The organism is Sellimonas catena, assembly GCF_027924685.1.
In the GTDB taxonomy this organism is placed as follows: Bacteria; Bacillota; Clostridia; order Lachnospirales; family Lachnospiraceae; genus Sellimonas; species Sellimonas catena.
The window spans coordinates 1-16,939 of sequence record NZ_BSBO01000007.1 but is presented as its reverse complement, the minus strand read 5'-3'; the positions used below and the strand labels follow the sequence as shown (position 1 = coordinate 16,939).

Annotated in this window: 16 protein-coding genes; 1 reads left to right on the top strand and 15 read right to left on the bottom strand. The window is 46.3% G+C overall.

Translation table 11 applies throughout. From position 1 onward, the window contains the following. Positions 1 to 72: 72 nt before the first annotated feature. From grdF to mgtE, 9 genes are all read right to left on the bottom strand, one after another. Positions 73 to 1,395, bottom strand: a complete 1,323-nt coding sequence (grdF, locus tag Selli1_RS04560; RefSeq protein WP_087168029.1) for a sarcosine reductase complex component B subunit beta — start codon at positions 1,393 to 1,395, stop codon at positions 73 to 75. Between the two features lie 21 nt (positions 1,396 to 1,416). Further along, positions 1,417 to 2,703 carry a sarcosine reductase complex component B subunit alpha gene (gene grdG, locus Selli1_RS04555; protein WP_087168030.1) on the bottom strand — a complete coding sequence of 429 codons (1,287 nt, stop codon included), beginning with the start codon at positions 2,701 to 2,703 and terminating at the stop codon, positions 1,417 to 1,419. 218 nt (positions 2,704 to 2,921) lie between these two features. After that, a complete protein-coding gene (locus tag Selli1_RS04550; protein WP_204863892.1) occupies positions 2,922 to 3,614 on the bottom strand; it encodes a TetR/AcrR family transcriptional regulator in 693 nt (230 codons plus the stop codon). Positions 3,615 to 3,626: 12 nt separating this feature from the next. Next, positions 3,627 to 4,016, bottom strand: a complete 390-nt coding sequence (locus Selli1_RS04545; protein WP_191427200.1) for a GrdX family protein — start codon at positions 4,014 to 4,016, stop codon at positions 3,627 to 3,629. A 156-nt stretch (positions 4,017 to 4,172) separates the two neighbouring features. Then, positions 4,173 to 4,355, bottom strand: coding sequence for a 50S ribosomal protein L32 (gene rpmF / locus Selli1_RS04540; protein WP_087168033.1), 183 nt, complete (start codon positions 4,353 to 4,355; stop codon positions 4,173 to 4,175). Positions 4,356 to 4,358: 3 nt separating this feature from the next. Next, positions 4,359 to 4,877, bottom strand: a complete 519-nt coding sequence (locus tag Selli1_RS04535) for a YceD family protein (RefSeq protein ID WP_087168034.1) — start codon at positions 4,875 to 4,877, stop codon at positions 4,359 to 4,361. A gap of 80 nt (positions 4,878 to 4,957) precedes the next feature. Beyond that, the gene (locus Selli1_RS04530) at positions 4,958 to 6,145 is read right to left on the bottom strand and encodes an acetate kinase (protein ID WP_087168035.1); all 1,188 of its coding nucleotides are present in this window, start codon (positions 6,143 to 6,145) and stop codon (positions 4,958 to 4,960) included. 17 nt (positions 6,146 to 6,162) lie between these two features. Further along, positions 6,163 to 7,158 (bottom strand): phosphate acetyltransferase, encoded by a 996-nt coding sequence (pta, locus tag Selli1_RS04525; protein WP_087168036.1) that lies wholly within the window; start codon positions 7,156 to 7,158, stop codon positions 6,163 to 6,165. Between the two features lie 113 nt (positions 7,159 to 7,271). After that, positions 7,272 to 8,603, bottom strand: a complete 1,332-nt coding sequence (mgtE, locus tag Selli1_RS04520; protein ID WP_087168037.1) for a magnesium transporter — start codon at positions 8,601 to 8,603, stop codon at positions 7,272 to 7,274. A gap of 89 nt (positions 8,604 to 8,692) precedes the next feature. Here mgtE and Selli1_RS04515 point away from each other — a divergent pair, with 89 nt between their 5' ends. Further along, the gene (locus Selli1_RS04515; protein WP_138373082.1) at positions 8,693 to 9,982 is read left to right on the top strand and encodes a nucleotidyltransferase; all 1,290 of its coding nucleotides are present in this window, start codon (positions 8,693 to 8,695) and stop codon (positions 9,980 to 9,982) included. Between the two features lie 81 nt (positions 9,983 to 10,063). Here Selli1_RS04515 and Selli1_RS04510 read toward each other — a convergent pair whose 3' ends face one another. The 6 genes from Selli1_RS04510 to Selli1_RS04485 all read right to left on the bottom strand — a co-directional run bounded on the left by Selli1_RS04510 (position 10,064) and on the right by Selli1_RS04485 (position 16,756). Beyond that, positions 10,064 to 10,921 carry a DegV family protein gene (locus tag Selli1_RS04510; protein ID WP_087168039.1) on the bottom strand — a complete coding sequence of 286 codons (858 nt, stop codon included), beginning with the start codon at positions 10,919 to 10,921 and terminating at the stop codon, positions 10,064 to 10,066. A 29-nt stretch (positions 10,922 to 10,950) separates the two neighbouring features. After that, entirely contained in the window at positions 10,951 to 11,748 is a 798-nt protein-coding gene (locus Selli1_RS04505) for an MBL fold metallo-hydrolase (RefSeq protein WP_087252049.1), read from the bottom strand. Positions 11,749 to 11,772: 24 nt separating this feature from the next. Further along, entirely contained in the window at positions 11,773 to 12,363 is a 591-nt protein-coding gene (gene coaE, locus Selli1_RS04500; RefSeq protein ID WP_281872404.1) for a dephospho-CoA kinase, read from the bottom strand. A gap of 19 nt (positions 12,364 to 12,382) precedes the next feature. Then, positions 12,383 to 15,043, bottom strand: a complete 2,661-nt coding sequence (polA, locus tag Selli1_RS04495; RefSeq protein WP_281872403.1) for a DNA polymerase I — start codon at positions 15,041 to 15,043, stop codon at positions 12,383 to 12,385. Positions 15,044 to 15,091: 48 nt separating this feature from the next. Next, positions 15,092 to 15,649 (bottom strand): manganese efflux pump MntP, encoded by a 558-nt coding sequence (locus tag Selli1_RS04490; protein WP_087168042.1) that lies wholly within the window; start codon positions 15,647 to 15,649, stop codon positions 15,092 to 15,094. 468 nt (positions 15,650 to 16,117) lie between these two features. Beyond that, a complete protein-coding gene (locus Selli1_RS04485; RefSeq protein WP_087252051.1) occupies positions 16,118 to 16,756 on the bottom strand; it encodes a phosphoribosyltransferase in 639 nt (212 codons plus the stop codon). Positions 16,757 to 16,939 lie beyond the last annotated feature (183 nt).

Genomic DNA, 16,939 nt, shown 5'->3' with positions numbered 1-16,939 from the left:
AAATTAAAAAACGGGTACAGTACAGATCTGTACTGTACCCGGATTCTGTTATTATTTTTTAGTTATCTTTCTTTAGAAATTGTCTTTTTCAAATACGGTCTGCTCGGTTACTTCAGTTTGAAGTGCTTTGAGCGCCCGGCGTACCATTCTCTTACGGATCTTCTTGGAATCCACTTCGCCCTGGGTTGGATCACCAAGCGGATACGGAATACCAACACCTGGGATAATTCTGTTGGCGCCGATTGTAAGGGAAATCGGAACTACCGTTGCCATATGTACTACCGGAACCCCATATTTTTCGATTCCTTTAACCATCGTTGCACCGCAACGAGTACAGGTACCTCATGTGCTGACGAGGATAACCCCGTCAACATGCTCCTGTTCTGTGAGGATCTTACCGATCTCATCACCAAATTTTGCTGCAGATCCTGTCGCAGTTCCTGTACCTGTTGTTGTACAGAAGAAGTTTACGAGTTCACCGAACTCTCCGTCTCTTTCCATTTCACGAAGTACATCAAGCGGAACTACCAGGTTCGGATTTGCCATAACGAACTGACGGTCATATCCACCATGGATTGTTGTAAACTCTTCCGGGCTCATAGAATCTTTTCCTTCGATGGAGTAGATTCCGAACTTCGTTGCATTGGAAGATTCGATATGATCCGGGTTTCCAACCGGAACAACACCACCGGAAGTAACAACCGCGATCTTCGCATGTTTGATATCCTTGATTGCCGGTGCAGGCGGTACCCTGTCAAATTTCGGCATCGGAAGGTCTGTCTCAAACGGCTCGCCTTTCATCTTCTTTACAAGCATCTTGATGGCACGTTCGGATCCTCTTTCTTCCGCGAAGTAGTTGACACGGATTCCTCTTTCGTGATAATTTTCTTCATTCGGTCCAAGAATCTCTTCGCCTGTTGCCATCTTCTTGATCAGATTTACGATGGACGGAAGTACTTTTCTCATTGTAGCTGCGGAGTTTCCTGTCTTTACTGTGATCACGTCCTTGCGGAACATATCAACACCAGGGTTCTCCTCATAGGCTGCTGTCAGCACCGGAATACCGAGTCTTTCTTCCACTGCTTTACAGATCGTTCCACATGCAACGCCGTAACGTCCTGCGTTGAATGCCGGTCCTGCAAAGAAGACGTCCGGTTCATATTTCTTTACCATGTCGATAATCGTATCGGTTGCTTCATCCAGATTTTCTCCGAAATAGTTGTCACCGCAGATTACTGTAGCTACGATTTCATAATCTTCACCAAGAGCCTGTGCAAGAGCTGCTCCTGGTCCAAGAGCCTCTTCTCTTACTTCCGGTTTGTAATCTGCCTTTTCCTCACCGCCGATACCGGCAAAGAACTGGTTAATATAATGAACAATTTTATATTTTGCCATTTTGGATCCTCCTTCCAAATCTTAATATCCCCTTGCTGCAAGGTGGTTAAAGCCGTTTGCGATCGTAGATGCAATGATGATCTGAAGCTCTGCCTCAAAGGAACCGTCTTCATTGACACATCCTGCCCATCCGCCGATCTGGCTTTCGATGTAATCCATAGTACCGATCACTTTGTCCATAGCCGGGAACTGTAATGTCGCATTTCCCTGTCCACAGGAGGAAAGTGCATCCGCCTCATCGCATGTATCTGCCAGAGACTGGGATTTTCCGTCTTTTCCCGGGAATTCGTCTGTGATCAGAACTACTTTCACGCCTTTGCGTTCTACTTTACGGCAGTTCATCATCAGGTCGGTATCCGGATTTCCGTATCCTTCCTCTGTGATCAGTACGCCATCAAGTCCCATCCATTCTGCCAATTTTGCAACCATGTCAGAATGTCTCTCTTTATCAGCAAGGAATACGTTTTCATTCGTAAGGATGACACCCATAAAGTTGATGTCTTTTCCGTGATGCTTATAGCAGTCCTCGATAACCGGGTTGTGGAAGTGGTGATAGGTCGTAACCTTGTCACACGGAGCTACACAGTTTCCGGATACGATCGCGCCGTCCATGATTTCTGTCGGATACATGAATGTCGGTACGAACTGTTTTGCGTCAACTCCATAGTAATATGTATCGTGGAGGAGTCCCTGTGACTGAAGCATGTGGATATATCCTACTTTCGGAAGATCAGGATACATTGCGGCCTGCTCAAAAATCGGCTTCGTCTCATATGTTTCCAGTGTATCCGGTTCAATGTTTCTTCCTGCTTCTCCAAGGTAAGCTGCAACTTTCAGTCCTGCCATTCTTCCCGCTTTTTCATATACGTGGGTCTCAAGCCCTTCCTGAGGTTCGATTACAACACAGAGATTTACAGTCTTGGAAAACGGACAGTAATCTGCTGCCGGTCCGCTCATGTCGATAACACCTTCCTGGAAACCAACAATCCGTCCAACGGTAACTACGCAGCATCCGTCCAGCGCATGTGTTCTTCCTTCGCCTACTGTCGGTGTTACTTTCCCTACAACTCCAGGGAAAATCTCTCCGCCTGATACTTTTACTCTAGGTTCGATTACATCCTTCACCGGTGTAATACGTGTGCTGTCACCCGGACGGGCGATGTCAAGGCTGCAGCCGATCAATTTGTCATCTTCCAGAACAAGCGCTTCCACTTCTTCCTTATTGACATAGAGCACATGGTCTTTCACATATGTCTTTTCTGCAAATTGGATATCGTCGATCTTAATCTTCCCTAATTCCAATTTCATAGGTAAATCCCTCCTTCTTTGTAATCGCGATAACTTTAAGTCAAAAAAAAACTTTGTTATCTTTTTTCTTGTTCTTTATCCCTATTATATGATTTTGTCTTACAATTATCAAGTTTTTTATTCAATCTTTCTATACATTTTTTCGATAAGTTCTATAAGTTCAGCATTTCCACCAAAAAAAGACGCCTTCAGACAGTTTTCCCGTCTGAAGACGCCCCTTATTGAATTTGATATTCCTTATATCCTTTCAAGTCTTTCGCAAACATTCGAACCAGCTTTTCAATATCACGAATAAAGAGTCTTACCCTTCCGTTTACATCCTTTTCCTCAATTCCATCGTCACAGACCGTCTTGAAATATCCTTTGAACAGAAGGCAGACCATCCGGTTCAACGATACCGCATTATCGTATCCAATCGCATTGGAACGGATACACTTTCTGCACATTTCAAAATCACGCCCCATGAAGTCCCCTGTCTGAAGCATCTCGTGGAAGACCCTGTTGGAGAGCATCAGGTTTTCCGGAAACATCTTATAATACTCTCTGATGGAAACACGCAGCTTGTTATTGTTATTTTCGAAAAAGAGAAGATTATATGCCTCAGGCTTCCGGAATGCCTCCATGGAATAGCAGTACCATACCCCAACATAGATATCCCACACATTTTTCCAGTGCTTCTCCGCCGCGTTCAGACGCTGGATATAATAGTTCAGCTCCCCAAGCTCTGCATAGTATAACAGTTCATCCCTGCTGTCAAAATAGCGGTACAGACTTGCCGTAGAACAGTCCATCTCCTTTGCAATCCGCCGGATCGTCACCGCGCCGATCCCCTCCTGATGAATAATCTCATTCGCTTTCGCAATATAATCCCGTCTTGTCAGTCCTTTAAAGTACTTTTCATTCCTCTTCATATACCAATTCCCTTACATCAGTCTCGGAACGATATTTTCAATTACCGAAAGGTCGATGGTCTTAAAGTCTTCTTCTACGTTTTTCTGATAGTGGTCCGGTGTCGGGGCAATTTCCTGCCACTGTTCGTATGTTTCAATGCATTTTTCAATCAGCATGATATCTTTCGTATTATCTTCCTCCCCTTTCGGGTATACCATAACCGAACGGAACGGCGTCTGGTTCGGCTTCAGGCTGGACGCCTGAGGGTGGGTCAGAAGGATATGCCGGTCATACACAAGGTCTCTTACCTTGATCAGTACGTCTCTGTAAGAGTCCAGAAGAATGACTTCCATGTCATCTTTATATTTTCGGTACACTCTATCGTTGTTTGTCACCAAAGTTACTTTTTCCATATTCCACATCGTATATCAGCCTCTTTTCCGGTTGGTTTCTTTTTATCTTAACATAGTTGCTCTTTTTTCACCATAAATTACGGCAAATTTGTGGTAATTATGTGGTAAACCGGCATGAAAAAAGGGATCTGCATATTTGCAAATCCCCGTTTTTCGGTATTTCCATTAGTCTTCTACGGAAATGATTTCTTTCTTGTTATAGCTTCCGCAAGCTTTGCAAACTCTGTGAGGCATCATAAGTGCGCCGCATTTGCTGCATTTTACAAGATTCGGAGCGCTCATTTTCCAGTTTGCTCTTCTCTTGTCGCGTCTTGCTTTAGAAGTTTTATTCTTTGGACAAATTGACATCGGTTACACCTCCTTAAAATTCTTAAACAGATCGCGGATAACTGACATTCTTGGATCAAGACCCGGATCTTCACAATCGCAGGTACCCTCGTTTAGGTTCTGACCACATACACTGCAAAGTCCTTTGCAGTCTTCCCTGCACAGGGTTTTTGTCGGCCATCCTATCAAAATCTCATAATAGAGTAATTTGTCGACGTCAAGATGATATCCGTCAATATAATCTGATTCTTCGTCTGTCTCTGCAGTCTCTCCACCGACAACGGCATGTCTCTCAAAAGAAATCTCCATCGGAACTTTCACCGGACTGAGACAACGGTCGCACGGAATCACTGCAGTCAGACTGCAGGAACCGGAGACAGAAATCTCTTTTCCTTTTACATGCTCAATATGAATCTGCACGCTGCTCTTCTCCACAAGAGGGAAAGGACCGCCTGGCAGTTTCATCGCCTCCATCTCAAGCGGAAGGACGGCATCAATCGGTTTGTGCTGTTCGGACAGTACATCGGATAGGTTTAACAGCATATTCATTGCTCCTATTCATACCTTGACTATTATATCATGTCATTTCATTTTGTCAACAGTTTTTTTACTGTCTGAGGAGATTAAACCAGTGCTTTTGTCTCACGTGCAATCGCAAGCTCTTCGTTTGTCGGGATGACATATACTTTGACTTTGGAGTCTTCCGTAGAAATCTCGGATGCCACTCCGCGCGCCTGAGCGTTCTTTTCTTTATCAATCTTCACACCAAGGTATCCAAGGTATTCACAGATTTCTTCTCTCATCTGAGTATCGTTTTCGCCTACACCTGCAGTAAATGTGATTGCATCTACACCGTTCATTGCAGCTGTGTAGGAACCGATATATTTTGCCACACGGTATCTGTAAGCGTCAAGTGCCATGATCGCACGTTCATTTCCTTCGTCTGCTGCTGCTCTTACATCACGGAAATCGGAAGATACACCGCTCATTCCGAGAACACCGGATTTCTTGTTCAGGATGTTGAGCATTTCGTTGATATCGATATTCTCATGGTTGCAGATAAACTGCAGGACAGCCGGATCAAGGTCACCGCTTCTTGTTCCCATGATCAGTCCTTCAAGGGGTGTCAGACCCATACTTGTATCAACGCATTTTCCGCCGATGGAAGCTGAGATGCTGGCTCCGTTTCCAAGGTGGCATACGATTACTTTTGCATCGTCTTTTCCGAGGCATTTCAGTGTCTCGCCGGATACGAACATATGGCTTGTACCATGGAAACCGTATCTTCTGATGCTGTATTTCTCATAATATTCATATGGAATTGCGTACATTGCCGCTTTTTCCGGGATCTTCATACCGAAAGCGGTATCGAATACTGCAACGTTCGGTTTGCCCGGCATTGCTGCTTCACATGCTTCGATTCCGATCAGGTTTGCCGGATTGTGGAGCGGTCCAAGGTCAAAGCAGTCACGGATAACTTTCTTAACATCATCGTTGATCAAAGTTGCGTCGCTGTAGATCGTTCCGGCATGCAGTACGCGGTGTCCGATTGCTGTGATATCATCTGTGCTTTCGATAACACCGTGTTCTTTGTCCATCAGAGCGTCCAGCACAAGCTGTACAGCCACTTTGTGGTCTTCCATCGGAGTCTCTACACTGTAGTTTTCTTTTCCTGTCGGTTTGTGTGTCAGTTTGGATCCGTCGATCCCGATTCTCTCGCAAAGTCCTTTTGCAAGAACACTCTCATTTTCCATATCGATGAGCTGGTATTTTAATGAAGAGCTTCCGCAGTTAATAACTAAAATTTTCATTTTTCTTTTCTTCCTTTCTATTTTGACTGGCACTGCACTGCTGTAATTGCAACAACACCTTCGATATCTTTGGCGCTGCATCCTCTGGAAAGGTCATTTACAGGAGCCGCGATTCCCTGAGTCATTGGTCCGTATGCTTCTGCCTTTGCCAGTCTCTGCACTAACTTATAACCGATATTTCCTGCATCCAGGTCAGGGAAGATCAGGACATTTGCCTTTCCTGCAACCGGGCTGTCCGGAGCTTTTGAAGCTCCTACGGAAGGAACGATCGCCGCGTCTAACTGAAGTTCTCCATCCAGCATCAGATCCGGAGCCTGTTCTTTCGCGATCTTAACCGCCTCTACTACTTTTGTGACATCATCATGCTTTGCACTTCCCTTTGAGGAATGAGAAAGCATTGCCACTCTCGGCTCTGCTCCTACAAGCTGTTTGAAGCTCTCTGCGGAGGAAATTGCGATTGCTGCAAGCTCTTCCGGTGTCGGATTCTGATTCAGACCGCAGTCACCGAATACAAATGTTCCGTTTTCTCCCATATCACAGTCCGGTACTACCATGATAAAGAATGCGGATACAAGCTTTGTTCCAGGTTTCGTCTTGAGAATCTGCAGACACGGACGAAGTGTGTCAGCTGTAGAATGGCATGCTCCGGAAACCATTCCGTCTGCGTCGCCCATCTTTACCATCATTACTCCGTAATATGGATAGTTGGTCAGAAGAAGCTCTCTTGCCTGTTCCTCAGTCATACCTTTTTTCTGTCTTAATTCCACCAGCTTTGCAATATAGCTCTCTGTCTTTTCACTCTTTGCCGGATCTACAATCTGTGCACCGCTGATATCGAAGCTTCCCTTATTCTTCGCGATTTCTTCTTCACTTCCGATCAGAACCAGTCTGGCTGTCCCCTCTTTTAAAATTGCCTCGGCAGCCTCATAGGTCCGGGCATCTTCTGTCTCCGGAAGTACAATTGTCTTGAGATCTGCTTTGGCCTTTGCCTTGATTTCATCAATAAATCCCATGATTTAATGACTCCTTTCCATATATTCTCAGATATCACTATTATAACGTAAAGGGAAATTGTATACAAGAGATAATCTGTCTCTTTTTTAGTACAATTTCCCTTTTTAAGCGTTTATAATTCAAACATCATTGTGACAATCGCAAAATAAACAAGGATTGTCCCTGTGTCAAGAAGCGTGGAGATCAAAGGTGTCGCCATGAGAGCCGGATCCAGTCCGATTCTCTTTGCGATCAGCGGCAGGGTACATCCCACCACTTTTGCCATACAGACAATGGCTATGATCGTCACACCGATCACGATACCAAGCTTGATATCATTATACATAATATAAATCCTGATTCCATTCGCGACAGAAAGGACCGCGCCGACAATCAATGCAATCCGGAGTTCTTTGAAAATCACCCGGAAAATATCTTTAAAACGGATTTCCCCGACCGCAAGTCCGCGGATCATCAATGTGGAGCTCTGAGAGCCGCAGTTTCCGCCCGTTCCCATCAGCATCGGAATCAGCGTAATCAGAATCGGCATGGCTGACATGGCATTTTCATAGTAGGCAAGCAAAAGTCCGCTTGCCGTCGCAGAAAGCATTAAAAACAGCAGCCACGGGATACGGGAAAGGGCGTGGCGCCAGACGCTCGTTCCGAAGTACGAGTCATCGTTCGGACTGACACCGGCCATCATACTGATATCTTCCGTTGCTTCTTCCTGCAGGACAATCATCGCGTCGTCAACGGTAACGATACCGACCATGCACATCTCGTTATCCACAATCGGGATTGCCACAAGACCGTACTTCCGGATCATACTGGCTACGTCTTCCTGATCATCATGGGTATGCGCGTAAAGGACGTTCGTATCCATAATCTCTTCAATCGTCTTACTTTCACTGGATGTCAGAAGATCTTTGATATCCACCCATCCGATCAGCTTCTTCTTTTCTGTCACGTAACAGGTATAAATCGTCTCCCGGTTAATACCGACCTGGCGGATCTTCAAAATCGCCTCTTCTACCGTCATTTCTTTCCGGAAACTGACGTAGTCGATATTCATGACACTTCCGGCACTGTCCTCCGGATACTGCAAAAGCGCGTTGATCTGCTTTCTCGTCTCTTCATCAGTCGCCATCAGAAGCCTGTCTACCACATTGGCAGGCATTTCTTCCAGGACGTCGACTGTATCATCAAGGTACATCTCATCCATGACTTCTTCCAGCTCGGAATCCGTCAGCGCATTAATCAGGAATTCTCTTGTCTCGCTGCTCATATAGGTAAAGGTCTCTGCCGCTTCTTCCTTGCCGAGGAGACGGAAAATCAGAACAATCTGCCTTTCATCTACCTCCTCCAGCAGTGCGGCAATATCGACAGGATACATATTCCCAAGTTCTTCTTTCAGTTCTTTAAATTTTCGTTCATCCAAAAGCTCCAGCAGATTTGTTTCGTTCATGTGTATCCTCCTTTCCTGCCGCCATATTATTTTGCAAGCGGATTCCTTTTATAGTATAATCACAACAAGGAGGATATTACAAGAAAATTATGAAAATAGTTGGTTTAATTACAGAATACAATCCATTTCACAATGGGCACGAATATCATATACAGAAGTCAAAAGAAGTGACCGGAGCAGACGCTGTGATCGTCGTCATGAGCGGAAATTTTGTACAAAGAGGCGCTCCTGCCATCATGCCCAAACATCTCAGGGCTAAAGTGGCTCTGAAATCCGGGGCATCCCTTGTTCTGGAGCTTCCGGTCTGCTTTTCCACCGGGAGCGCCGAGTATTTTGCACAGGGTGCCGTTGCGCTTCTGGACAGTCTGGGCTGTGTTGATTCCCTTTGTTTTGGAAGCGAATGCGGAGAGATTGATTCTTTAACCCGGATTGCGCGGGTACTTGCGGATGAGCCTGAAGAGTACCGCACAATTCTGCGTTCTTACTTAAAAGAGGGGTTTGCGTTTCCTCTCGCCAGAGAAAAGGCATTGACCGATTATCTGCAGGACAGATCCCTTTCCCGGATTCTTTCCAGTCCGAATAATACGCTTGGGGTGGAGTACATCAAGGCTTTGATCCGTCTAAAAAGTTCCATACGGCCCTATACGATTCTTCGGAAAGATTCCCGGTATCATGCGGACACACTGGAGACGGACGGCGGTTTCAGCTCCGCTACCGCTATTCGGAAACTTCTTTTGTTCTCCGGCAGTTCCCTTCGGACAGACATGGATACTCCTTACGATGAGCCAAAGCTTTCCTCTGTTCTGACAAGACTGGAAGACCATGTGCCGCCGGAATGTGTCTCCCTGCTTGAGCGGACCCACCTGATCCGCTATCCGGTATACAGCAATGATTTTTCATTGCTCGTCAAATACCAGCTGATGCAGGAAAGCCGCGGGACCCTGACCCACTATGCCGATATTTCCGAAGAGCTTGCCAACCGGATCATGAAACATCTGAATGACTTTCAGAATTTTGACCAGTTCTGCGACCTGTTAAAGACAAAAGAAGTGACGTATTCCAGGATCAGCCGGGCGCTTCTGCACGTCATCCTCGGAATCCGTTCCTCCCTCTTTGAACAGTTAAGAGAAGACCGGATGGTTCATTATGCCAGAATGCTTGGATTCGTACGGAAAGACAGGGAAGTCCTTTCCCTGATCAAAAATCGTTCGTCAGTTCCGCTGATTCCCAAACTCAGCGATATGGACGCACTGTCTGAACGCGGCGAACAGATGCTTCATCTGGATATTTTTGCATCCAACCTGTATGAATCTGTCATCAGCAACAAATTTAAAACTCCGTTCTGCAATGAATACAGTCATCCGCTTGTGATTGTATAGTCGTATAAAAAAGAGACTCTCTTTGGGAGCGTAGATGATTTCTTTTCATCTTCCGTCTCAAAAGAGAGTCTTTTTCTGATTTTAAAGTGTAATCACTTTGGAACATGCAATGGCCATCGCCCCCGGTCCAATGTGGCAGGCAACACTTAAGGAAAGGCGGTCCATCTCCACTTTATACTGAGGAAATCTGTCCTCAATCTCTTCTTTCCACTTCTGCGCTTCCTCATCAGAGCAGGTGTATGCTGCTTCGAGGTGTACCGGCTGATTTCCAAAACGGTGAAGCAGGTCTTTTTCCATGGCGTCGAGCATTGTCTTCTTCGCCTGTTTCCATCCTCTGACCTTGGCATAGGCATCCAGCTTTTCTCCCTGGATCTGCAGAACCGGTTTCAGATTCAGGACTGTTCCGATTGCTGCAGCGGCCGGTGTGATTCTTCCGCCCTTTTTCAGATATTTCAGCGTGTCCACAGTAATGTAAATACTGGATTCAAATTTGTTTTTTTCCAGAATTTCCCGGATCCCGGCTGCGGATTTTCCTTCGGATGCAAGCCAGATGGCGTCCTTGACAGACTGCCGCTGCGTCACGGAAATCCTCTGGTTGTTGACTACCTGCACACGTCCGTCATAATCATCCGCCAGCATCATGGCAGTCTCGCAGGAACTGCTCAGCCCGCTGGACATCGGAATATAGACAATTTCATCGTACTCTTCCAGATATTTGTCCCACAATCCCATGACATCCCCCGGCGCAGGCTGGGAAGTTTTAATATCATGATTTGCTTTCAGGCGCTCGTAAAATTCTTCCTGGGATAAGGTAATTTCCTCAAAATATTCTTCCCCATCGATAAAAAACGGCATCGGAAGGATTCCGATTCCAAGTTCCTTCCCTTCTGCCTGTGTAATTCCACTGTTGCTGTCCGTCAAAACGGCAACACGACTCATACCATCCTCTCCTTTTCTTTGTTTTCTTCCTATACGGTAATGATATCCGATCTGGTGTCTCTTTTGGCAACCATAATCGGAATGTCCTCTCCTTTGTATGGATTATCCCCGAGAGTGACTTCCAGTTTCACTGTTTCATAGGCCAGCTCGGCATAATTATTCTCCTTGCTCAGATGTCCAAGCATCACGCATTTCAGATCATCGTGCAGGATGTCGCACAGCAGTCTGCCGGAAGATTCATTGGAAAGATGTCCCCGGTTTCCCATCACCCGCTGTTTCAGGTAATACGGGTAGACACCGACTTCCAGCATATGTATGTCATGATTGGCCTCCAGAAGAACCGCGTCCAGATTTTTCAGATTCTCCACAGTATAATCATCATAGATCCCCAGATCTGTCGCAACAGCGGCCGCTTTCTTTCCATTTTCGAAGCGGTATCCTGTCGGTTCATTTGCATCGTGTGAAATCCGAAATGGCCGGACTGTCAGCTCTTTTAAAGTAAACGGCTCATCCGCGCGAATCTCATGGAGCAGTCCCTCCGGCATTTTCCCAAGACTTTTATAATTCCGGATTCCTTCGATCGTTCCTTTTGTGGCGTAGATCGGAATGCCGTACTTTCTGCTGAAAACTCCAAGCCCCTGAATATGGTCGGCGTGCTCATGGGTAATAAAAATCCCGTCCAGCTCGTCCCCTTTCACATCCAGATCCTTCAGTCCTTCCTCGATCCGCTTCTTGCTGATCCCGGTATCGACCAGCACGTGTGTATGTTCATCTCCTACATAAATACAGTTTCCGCTGCTTCCGCTGGCTATACTGCAAATTCTCATGTTTTCCTTTCTCCTTCAAAGTTTCTAGTACGATTCTAACGCTTCTTTGATCTGGATGCAAGTCTCTTTAAAATCCTCTCCGTTTTCAATCACTACGCTGCATGCGTTCCGGAACTGTTCTTCCGATTTCTGGTTCTTCATGATTCCGTCTATCCTTTCGTCCGTATATCCCCGGCTTTCTTTCAGCCGCTTTCTGCGGACTTCATCCGACGTATGGATATACCAGAGTTCATCACAGATCTCCTCATAATGATCCTCGATCAGAAGCGCTGCCTCGACGACAAAAATCCGCGTACCAGCCTCTTTTTCTTCCTCTTTTTTCTTTCGGATGTATTCCTTGACCCGGGGGTGTACAATCCGGTTCAGTCTTTGAAGCTGTTTTTCATCAGCAAACACCATGTTTCCCAGCTTTTTCCGGTCAATCTTTCCATCCCCGTCAAGAATTCCGCATCCAAACTTCTCTATAATTTCCTCATAGCAGACCTCTCCAGGCTCCTGAAGCTTATGCGCCACCTTGTCCGCTTCGCAGACAACTGCCTGAAAGTCTGTCTCCAGGAAGCCGAGGACCGTGCTTTTTCCGGCCCCGACTCCTCCTGTTATTCCTATTGTTTTCATCTGAATTCCTGACTTTTCTCTATTTGGCCTCATACCAGTTTGATCCGACGCTCATATCTGCAATCAGCGGAACCTTCAGATCTGCGGCATGTTCCATCTCTTCTTTCAGTATCTCTTTAACTTTCTCTACTTCATCGATTCTGGCCTCTACCAGAAGCTCATCGTGTACCTGAATGACAATGCGGGACTCCATCTGTTCCTCACGAAGCCGCTGATTGACACGGATCATCGCAATCTTCATGATGTCTGCCGCTGCCCCCTGAATCGGGGAATTCATTGCCACACGTTCTCCAAAACTTCTCTGCATGAAGTTGCTGGAAGAAAGCTCCGGAACCGGTCTTCTTCTTCCAAAAATCGTTGTCACATATCCGTGCTCTTTTGCAAAAGCAACTTCTCCGTCCAGATATGCCTTGACCCCCGGATAGGTTTCAAAATAGCGGTCAATATATTCTGCCGCTTCTTTTCTTGTAATGCTCAAGTCCTGACTAAGTCCAAAGGAACTGATCCCGTAGACAATCCCGAAATTGACCGCCTTCGCATTTCTTCTCTGCAGGTCCGTCACCTCGTCAAACGGTGTATGGAATACCTGGGATGCCGTCGTCCTGTGGATGTCCTTTGCTTCCTTATATGCCTGAATCAACGCCTCATCATCCGAACAGTGTGCCAGAATCCGAAGCTCAATCTGGGAATAATCCGCATCCACAAACACGAATCCTTCCTCCGGCACAAAGACTTTCCGAATCTGTCTTCCCAGTTCCATCCGGATCGGGATATTCTGAAGATTCGGCTCCGTACTGCTGATCCGGCCGGTCGCCGTAACAGTCTGGTTAAAAGTACCGTGAATCCGGTGATCCTCCGAAATAAAATTCACCAGGCCGTCCGCGTAGGTGGATTTCAGCTTTGCCAGCTGCCTGTATTCCAGAATCTTCGATACGACCGGATAGTCCGGCGCCAGCTTTTCCAGAATATCTGCCGCTGTGGAATATCCTGTCTTCGTCTTCTTTCCATGAGGGAGCTCCAGGTGTTCAAAAAGAACGACTCCCAGCTGTTTCGGAGAATTGATATTAAAGGTTTCCCCTGCCAGTTCAAAAATCTCCGCCTCCAGTCTTTCGATCTGGACGCCAAGATCCTGTCCGTATTCTTTCAGGGCTTCCGCTTCCACTTTCACGCCTGCCTGCTCCATATCAAAAAGTGCAAACACAAGCGGCATCTCGATTTCATCAAAAAGTGCTTCCATGCCGTATTCTTTCAGCTTTTCCCGGAGTACGTCTGCTGCCCGGTACATCGTATACGCCTCATAACAGCTCTTTTTCTCTTCAGAAAGCTTCGCATCAATCGTAAGATCCAGATATTCTCTTGCCACATCGTCAGGCTCATAGGAGCTCTTGAGCGGATTTAACAGGTAGGCGGCCACATGAACATCAAAGAAATTCTCCCGTCTGCATGTCCGGACATGCGGCAGTTCTTTTTTTACGTCAAACATGGAAATCTGCGCCCGGCTTTCTGTCAGAGCGGACAGACGTTCCATAAGAGCATCCGCGGAAATCCCGTTTCCGGTCTGAATGGAAACGATCTCGTCCTTCCCGTCTGCTGAAAAGGCAAGCACCGCTCCGGAAATACCGCTCATTGCGGCAAATAACGGAAGAACATTCTCCGTATTCCGCTCCAGAACAACACCTACAGTCCCGGCCCCTGCCGCCTTTTCAAATACAGCATCCATGCCGGCAGGGTCTGTTACGGTCACAAAACTGTCCTCAATTTCGGAAGCCGGAGCCTGAATCTCAAACTTTCCAAGCAGATTTTTAAATTCCAGCTTCTGGAACCACTCATATGCTTCAGCAGTAAAGAGTTCTCCAATCTTTCCTTCTTCCACTTCATACGGAAAATCCGCATGGACATTGATCGTCGCAAGTTCCTTGCTCATCTGTGCCAGATCGTAATGCTCTTTCAATGCTTTTGCCGCCCTCGGAGGCTTAAGTTCGTCCACATGGGCATATGCATTCTCGATCGTCTGATACTCCACGATAATCTTCGTCGCTGTCTTCTCTCCGATGCTCGGAACGCCCGGAATATTGTCAGAAGTATCTCCCATCAGCGCCTTGACATCGATAAACTCTTTCGGCGTCACCTGGTACTTTTCTTTTACATCCTCTTCCAGATAATCTTCCACTTCAGTCCGTCCCTGCTTCGTCTTCGGGATACGGATTTTTACTTTCTTTGTGGCAAGCTGAAGAAAATCCCGGTCTCCGGAAAGGACAACGACCTGCATGCCCGCCTCCTCGCAGCGTCTGGAAAGTGTCCCGATCAGGTCGTCCGCCTCGAGTCCTGCCTGTTCAATCAGTCGGATCCCCATCGCTTTCAGAACCTCTTTGATCACCGGAACCTGCTGCCGGAGCTCTTCCGCCATCGGCTTTCTCGTGCCTTTATACTCCTTGTACATCTCATGCCGGAATGTCGGCGCATGAACATCAAAGGCAACCGTCAGATATTCCGGCTTTTCCTCCTCGAGTATTTTAAAAAGAATATTTAAAAATCCATAAACTGCATTCGTATGAAGTCCTTCGGCATTGGTCAGATCCGGAAGTCCGTAAAATGCCCTGTTCAGAATACTGTGTCCGTCAATCAGGACAATTTTCTGGTCTTGAAATTGTTTTTCATTCATTGTCAAACCCCGTTCCATGTCAAAATACTTCTTTTATTTTACTTCGTTTTGCCCTCTTTTACAATGCTAAAATATGCCAAGATGCTCCAGAAGAATTTTGAGTCCGATCAGAATCAGGACAATTCCGCCGAAACATTCCGCTTTATTTCTGTATTTTGTTCCGAATACCGTACCGATTTTCAGGCCGGCTGCTGAAATCACAAATGTCAGGCAGCCGATAAACGCTGCTGCCGGGGCAATATTGACATCCAGAAACGCAAATGTCACGCCGACTGCCAGAGCATCGATACTGGTCGCCACTGCCAGCGCAGTCATTTCCTTCACGTCAAACCGTGCACCCACGCATTCCTCTTCTCCTCTGGACTCCCGGATCATATTTCCTCCGATGATGGCCAGCAGAATAAATGCGATCCAGTGATCCACACTCTGAATAGCTCCCTTAAAATTCACACCTACAAAATATCCGATGGTCGGCATCAATGCCTGAAAGCCTCCGAAATAAAGTCCTACACACAATATGTATTTCGGTTTTGCCACTCCCACAGACAGTCCTTTACAGATGGATACTGCAAATGCGTCCATGGCAAGGCCCACTGCTATGAAAAACAGTTCCAAAAATCCCATTTCTTTTTCCTCCTGGTTGTTTTTTCTTCCCTTAAAATCTGCGCAGAACTTCCGTAAAAAGAGCAAAAAAAAATCGAGTCCTACCCATATCATCTTCTGATACAGATAAGTCTCGTTGTTTCATACAAAGCCAGGATCGCTCCAATATGTTGACTTTGTCACACCGAAAGTGCCAACTACTCCCTTATGCTCATTCTTTCTTTGTCATTTCCGCGCCAGCGTTCATCGCTGTTTTGTATTATAACCGACATTCTGCCTTCTTTCAACATTTTTTTCATGATCTGAGCACTTTCTTTCTCACTGCGTCAAAAACGGCAGTCCTCCTCACCCGGGTAACTGCCGTTTTTTCTTATTTGACAGAAAACTGTTAAATAAAAATGCTCCGCAGAATGCGCACTCGCGCAAAGCAGAAGTTTGCCGCTAAAGCGACCGCGCCCGGCGCGAGAGTTCCGCAAGCGGAACTCTTTGTTATAATTTGGAATATCCGTAACTGTTTACCAGCGCCTCAACACGCTTTCCTTCCCTGCACATCGGGCAGCTCTGCGGAGTGTATGCTTTGTAGTCCGGCAGATCCGCGCTAGTAAAAATAGATTTCACTTCCATATCCGCGATCCTGGACACAGCACTGAAAATTCCTGCAACGCCGCACACCTTCCCGCCGTAATACAGTACAGACTCCGCTGCCTTTAAGATCGTCTTTCCTGTTGTAATCGAAGCCGCCAGAATCAGTACCTGCTTGTTTTCAATCATCCGGATCTTATTATCACGGAACAAAATCTGTCCCATCGTATCAAACTCCGGCGTCACAACAGAAATATTGTTGTCGTGGCTCATGGACATATTTGTCTCGTCCGCCAGAATCTCTGCCATAAATGTACCGATCACTTCCGTTTCATCCAGGCATACGATCGTGTCAATGTACGTATGCGTGTATTCCCCCGCCAGAACCCTGGCTGTCTCCCGCGCATTGTGGTGTCTTGTTTTGACTGTGGACATATCGATATAGGTATTGATATGAGAATTACTTGTGGCAAAATGACCTTTCAGAATCTTGATCCGCGCCTTCGGATTCTTCCCGGAACGCAGATTGGTTAAACGTTCATCCATAGGACTGTCCCTCCTTTTTCATTTCTTTCTGATACGGTAACGGTTTTGATAAAGTCATTGTACCAAGTCGCTAGCGCGACGGCTAGTGCAAGGTACGCATTTCCATCACTTTTTTCCAAAAAAAGTAGCAGTTTTTGTATTTATGTTGTATTGTTGAGTTACCACACACACCAATCTTCATAA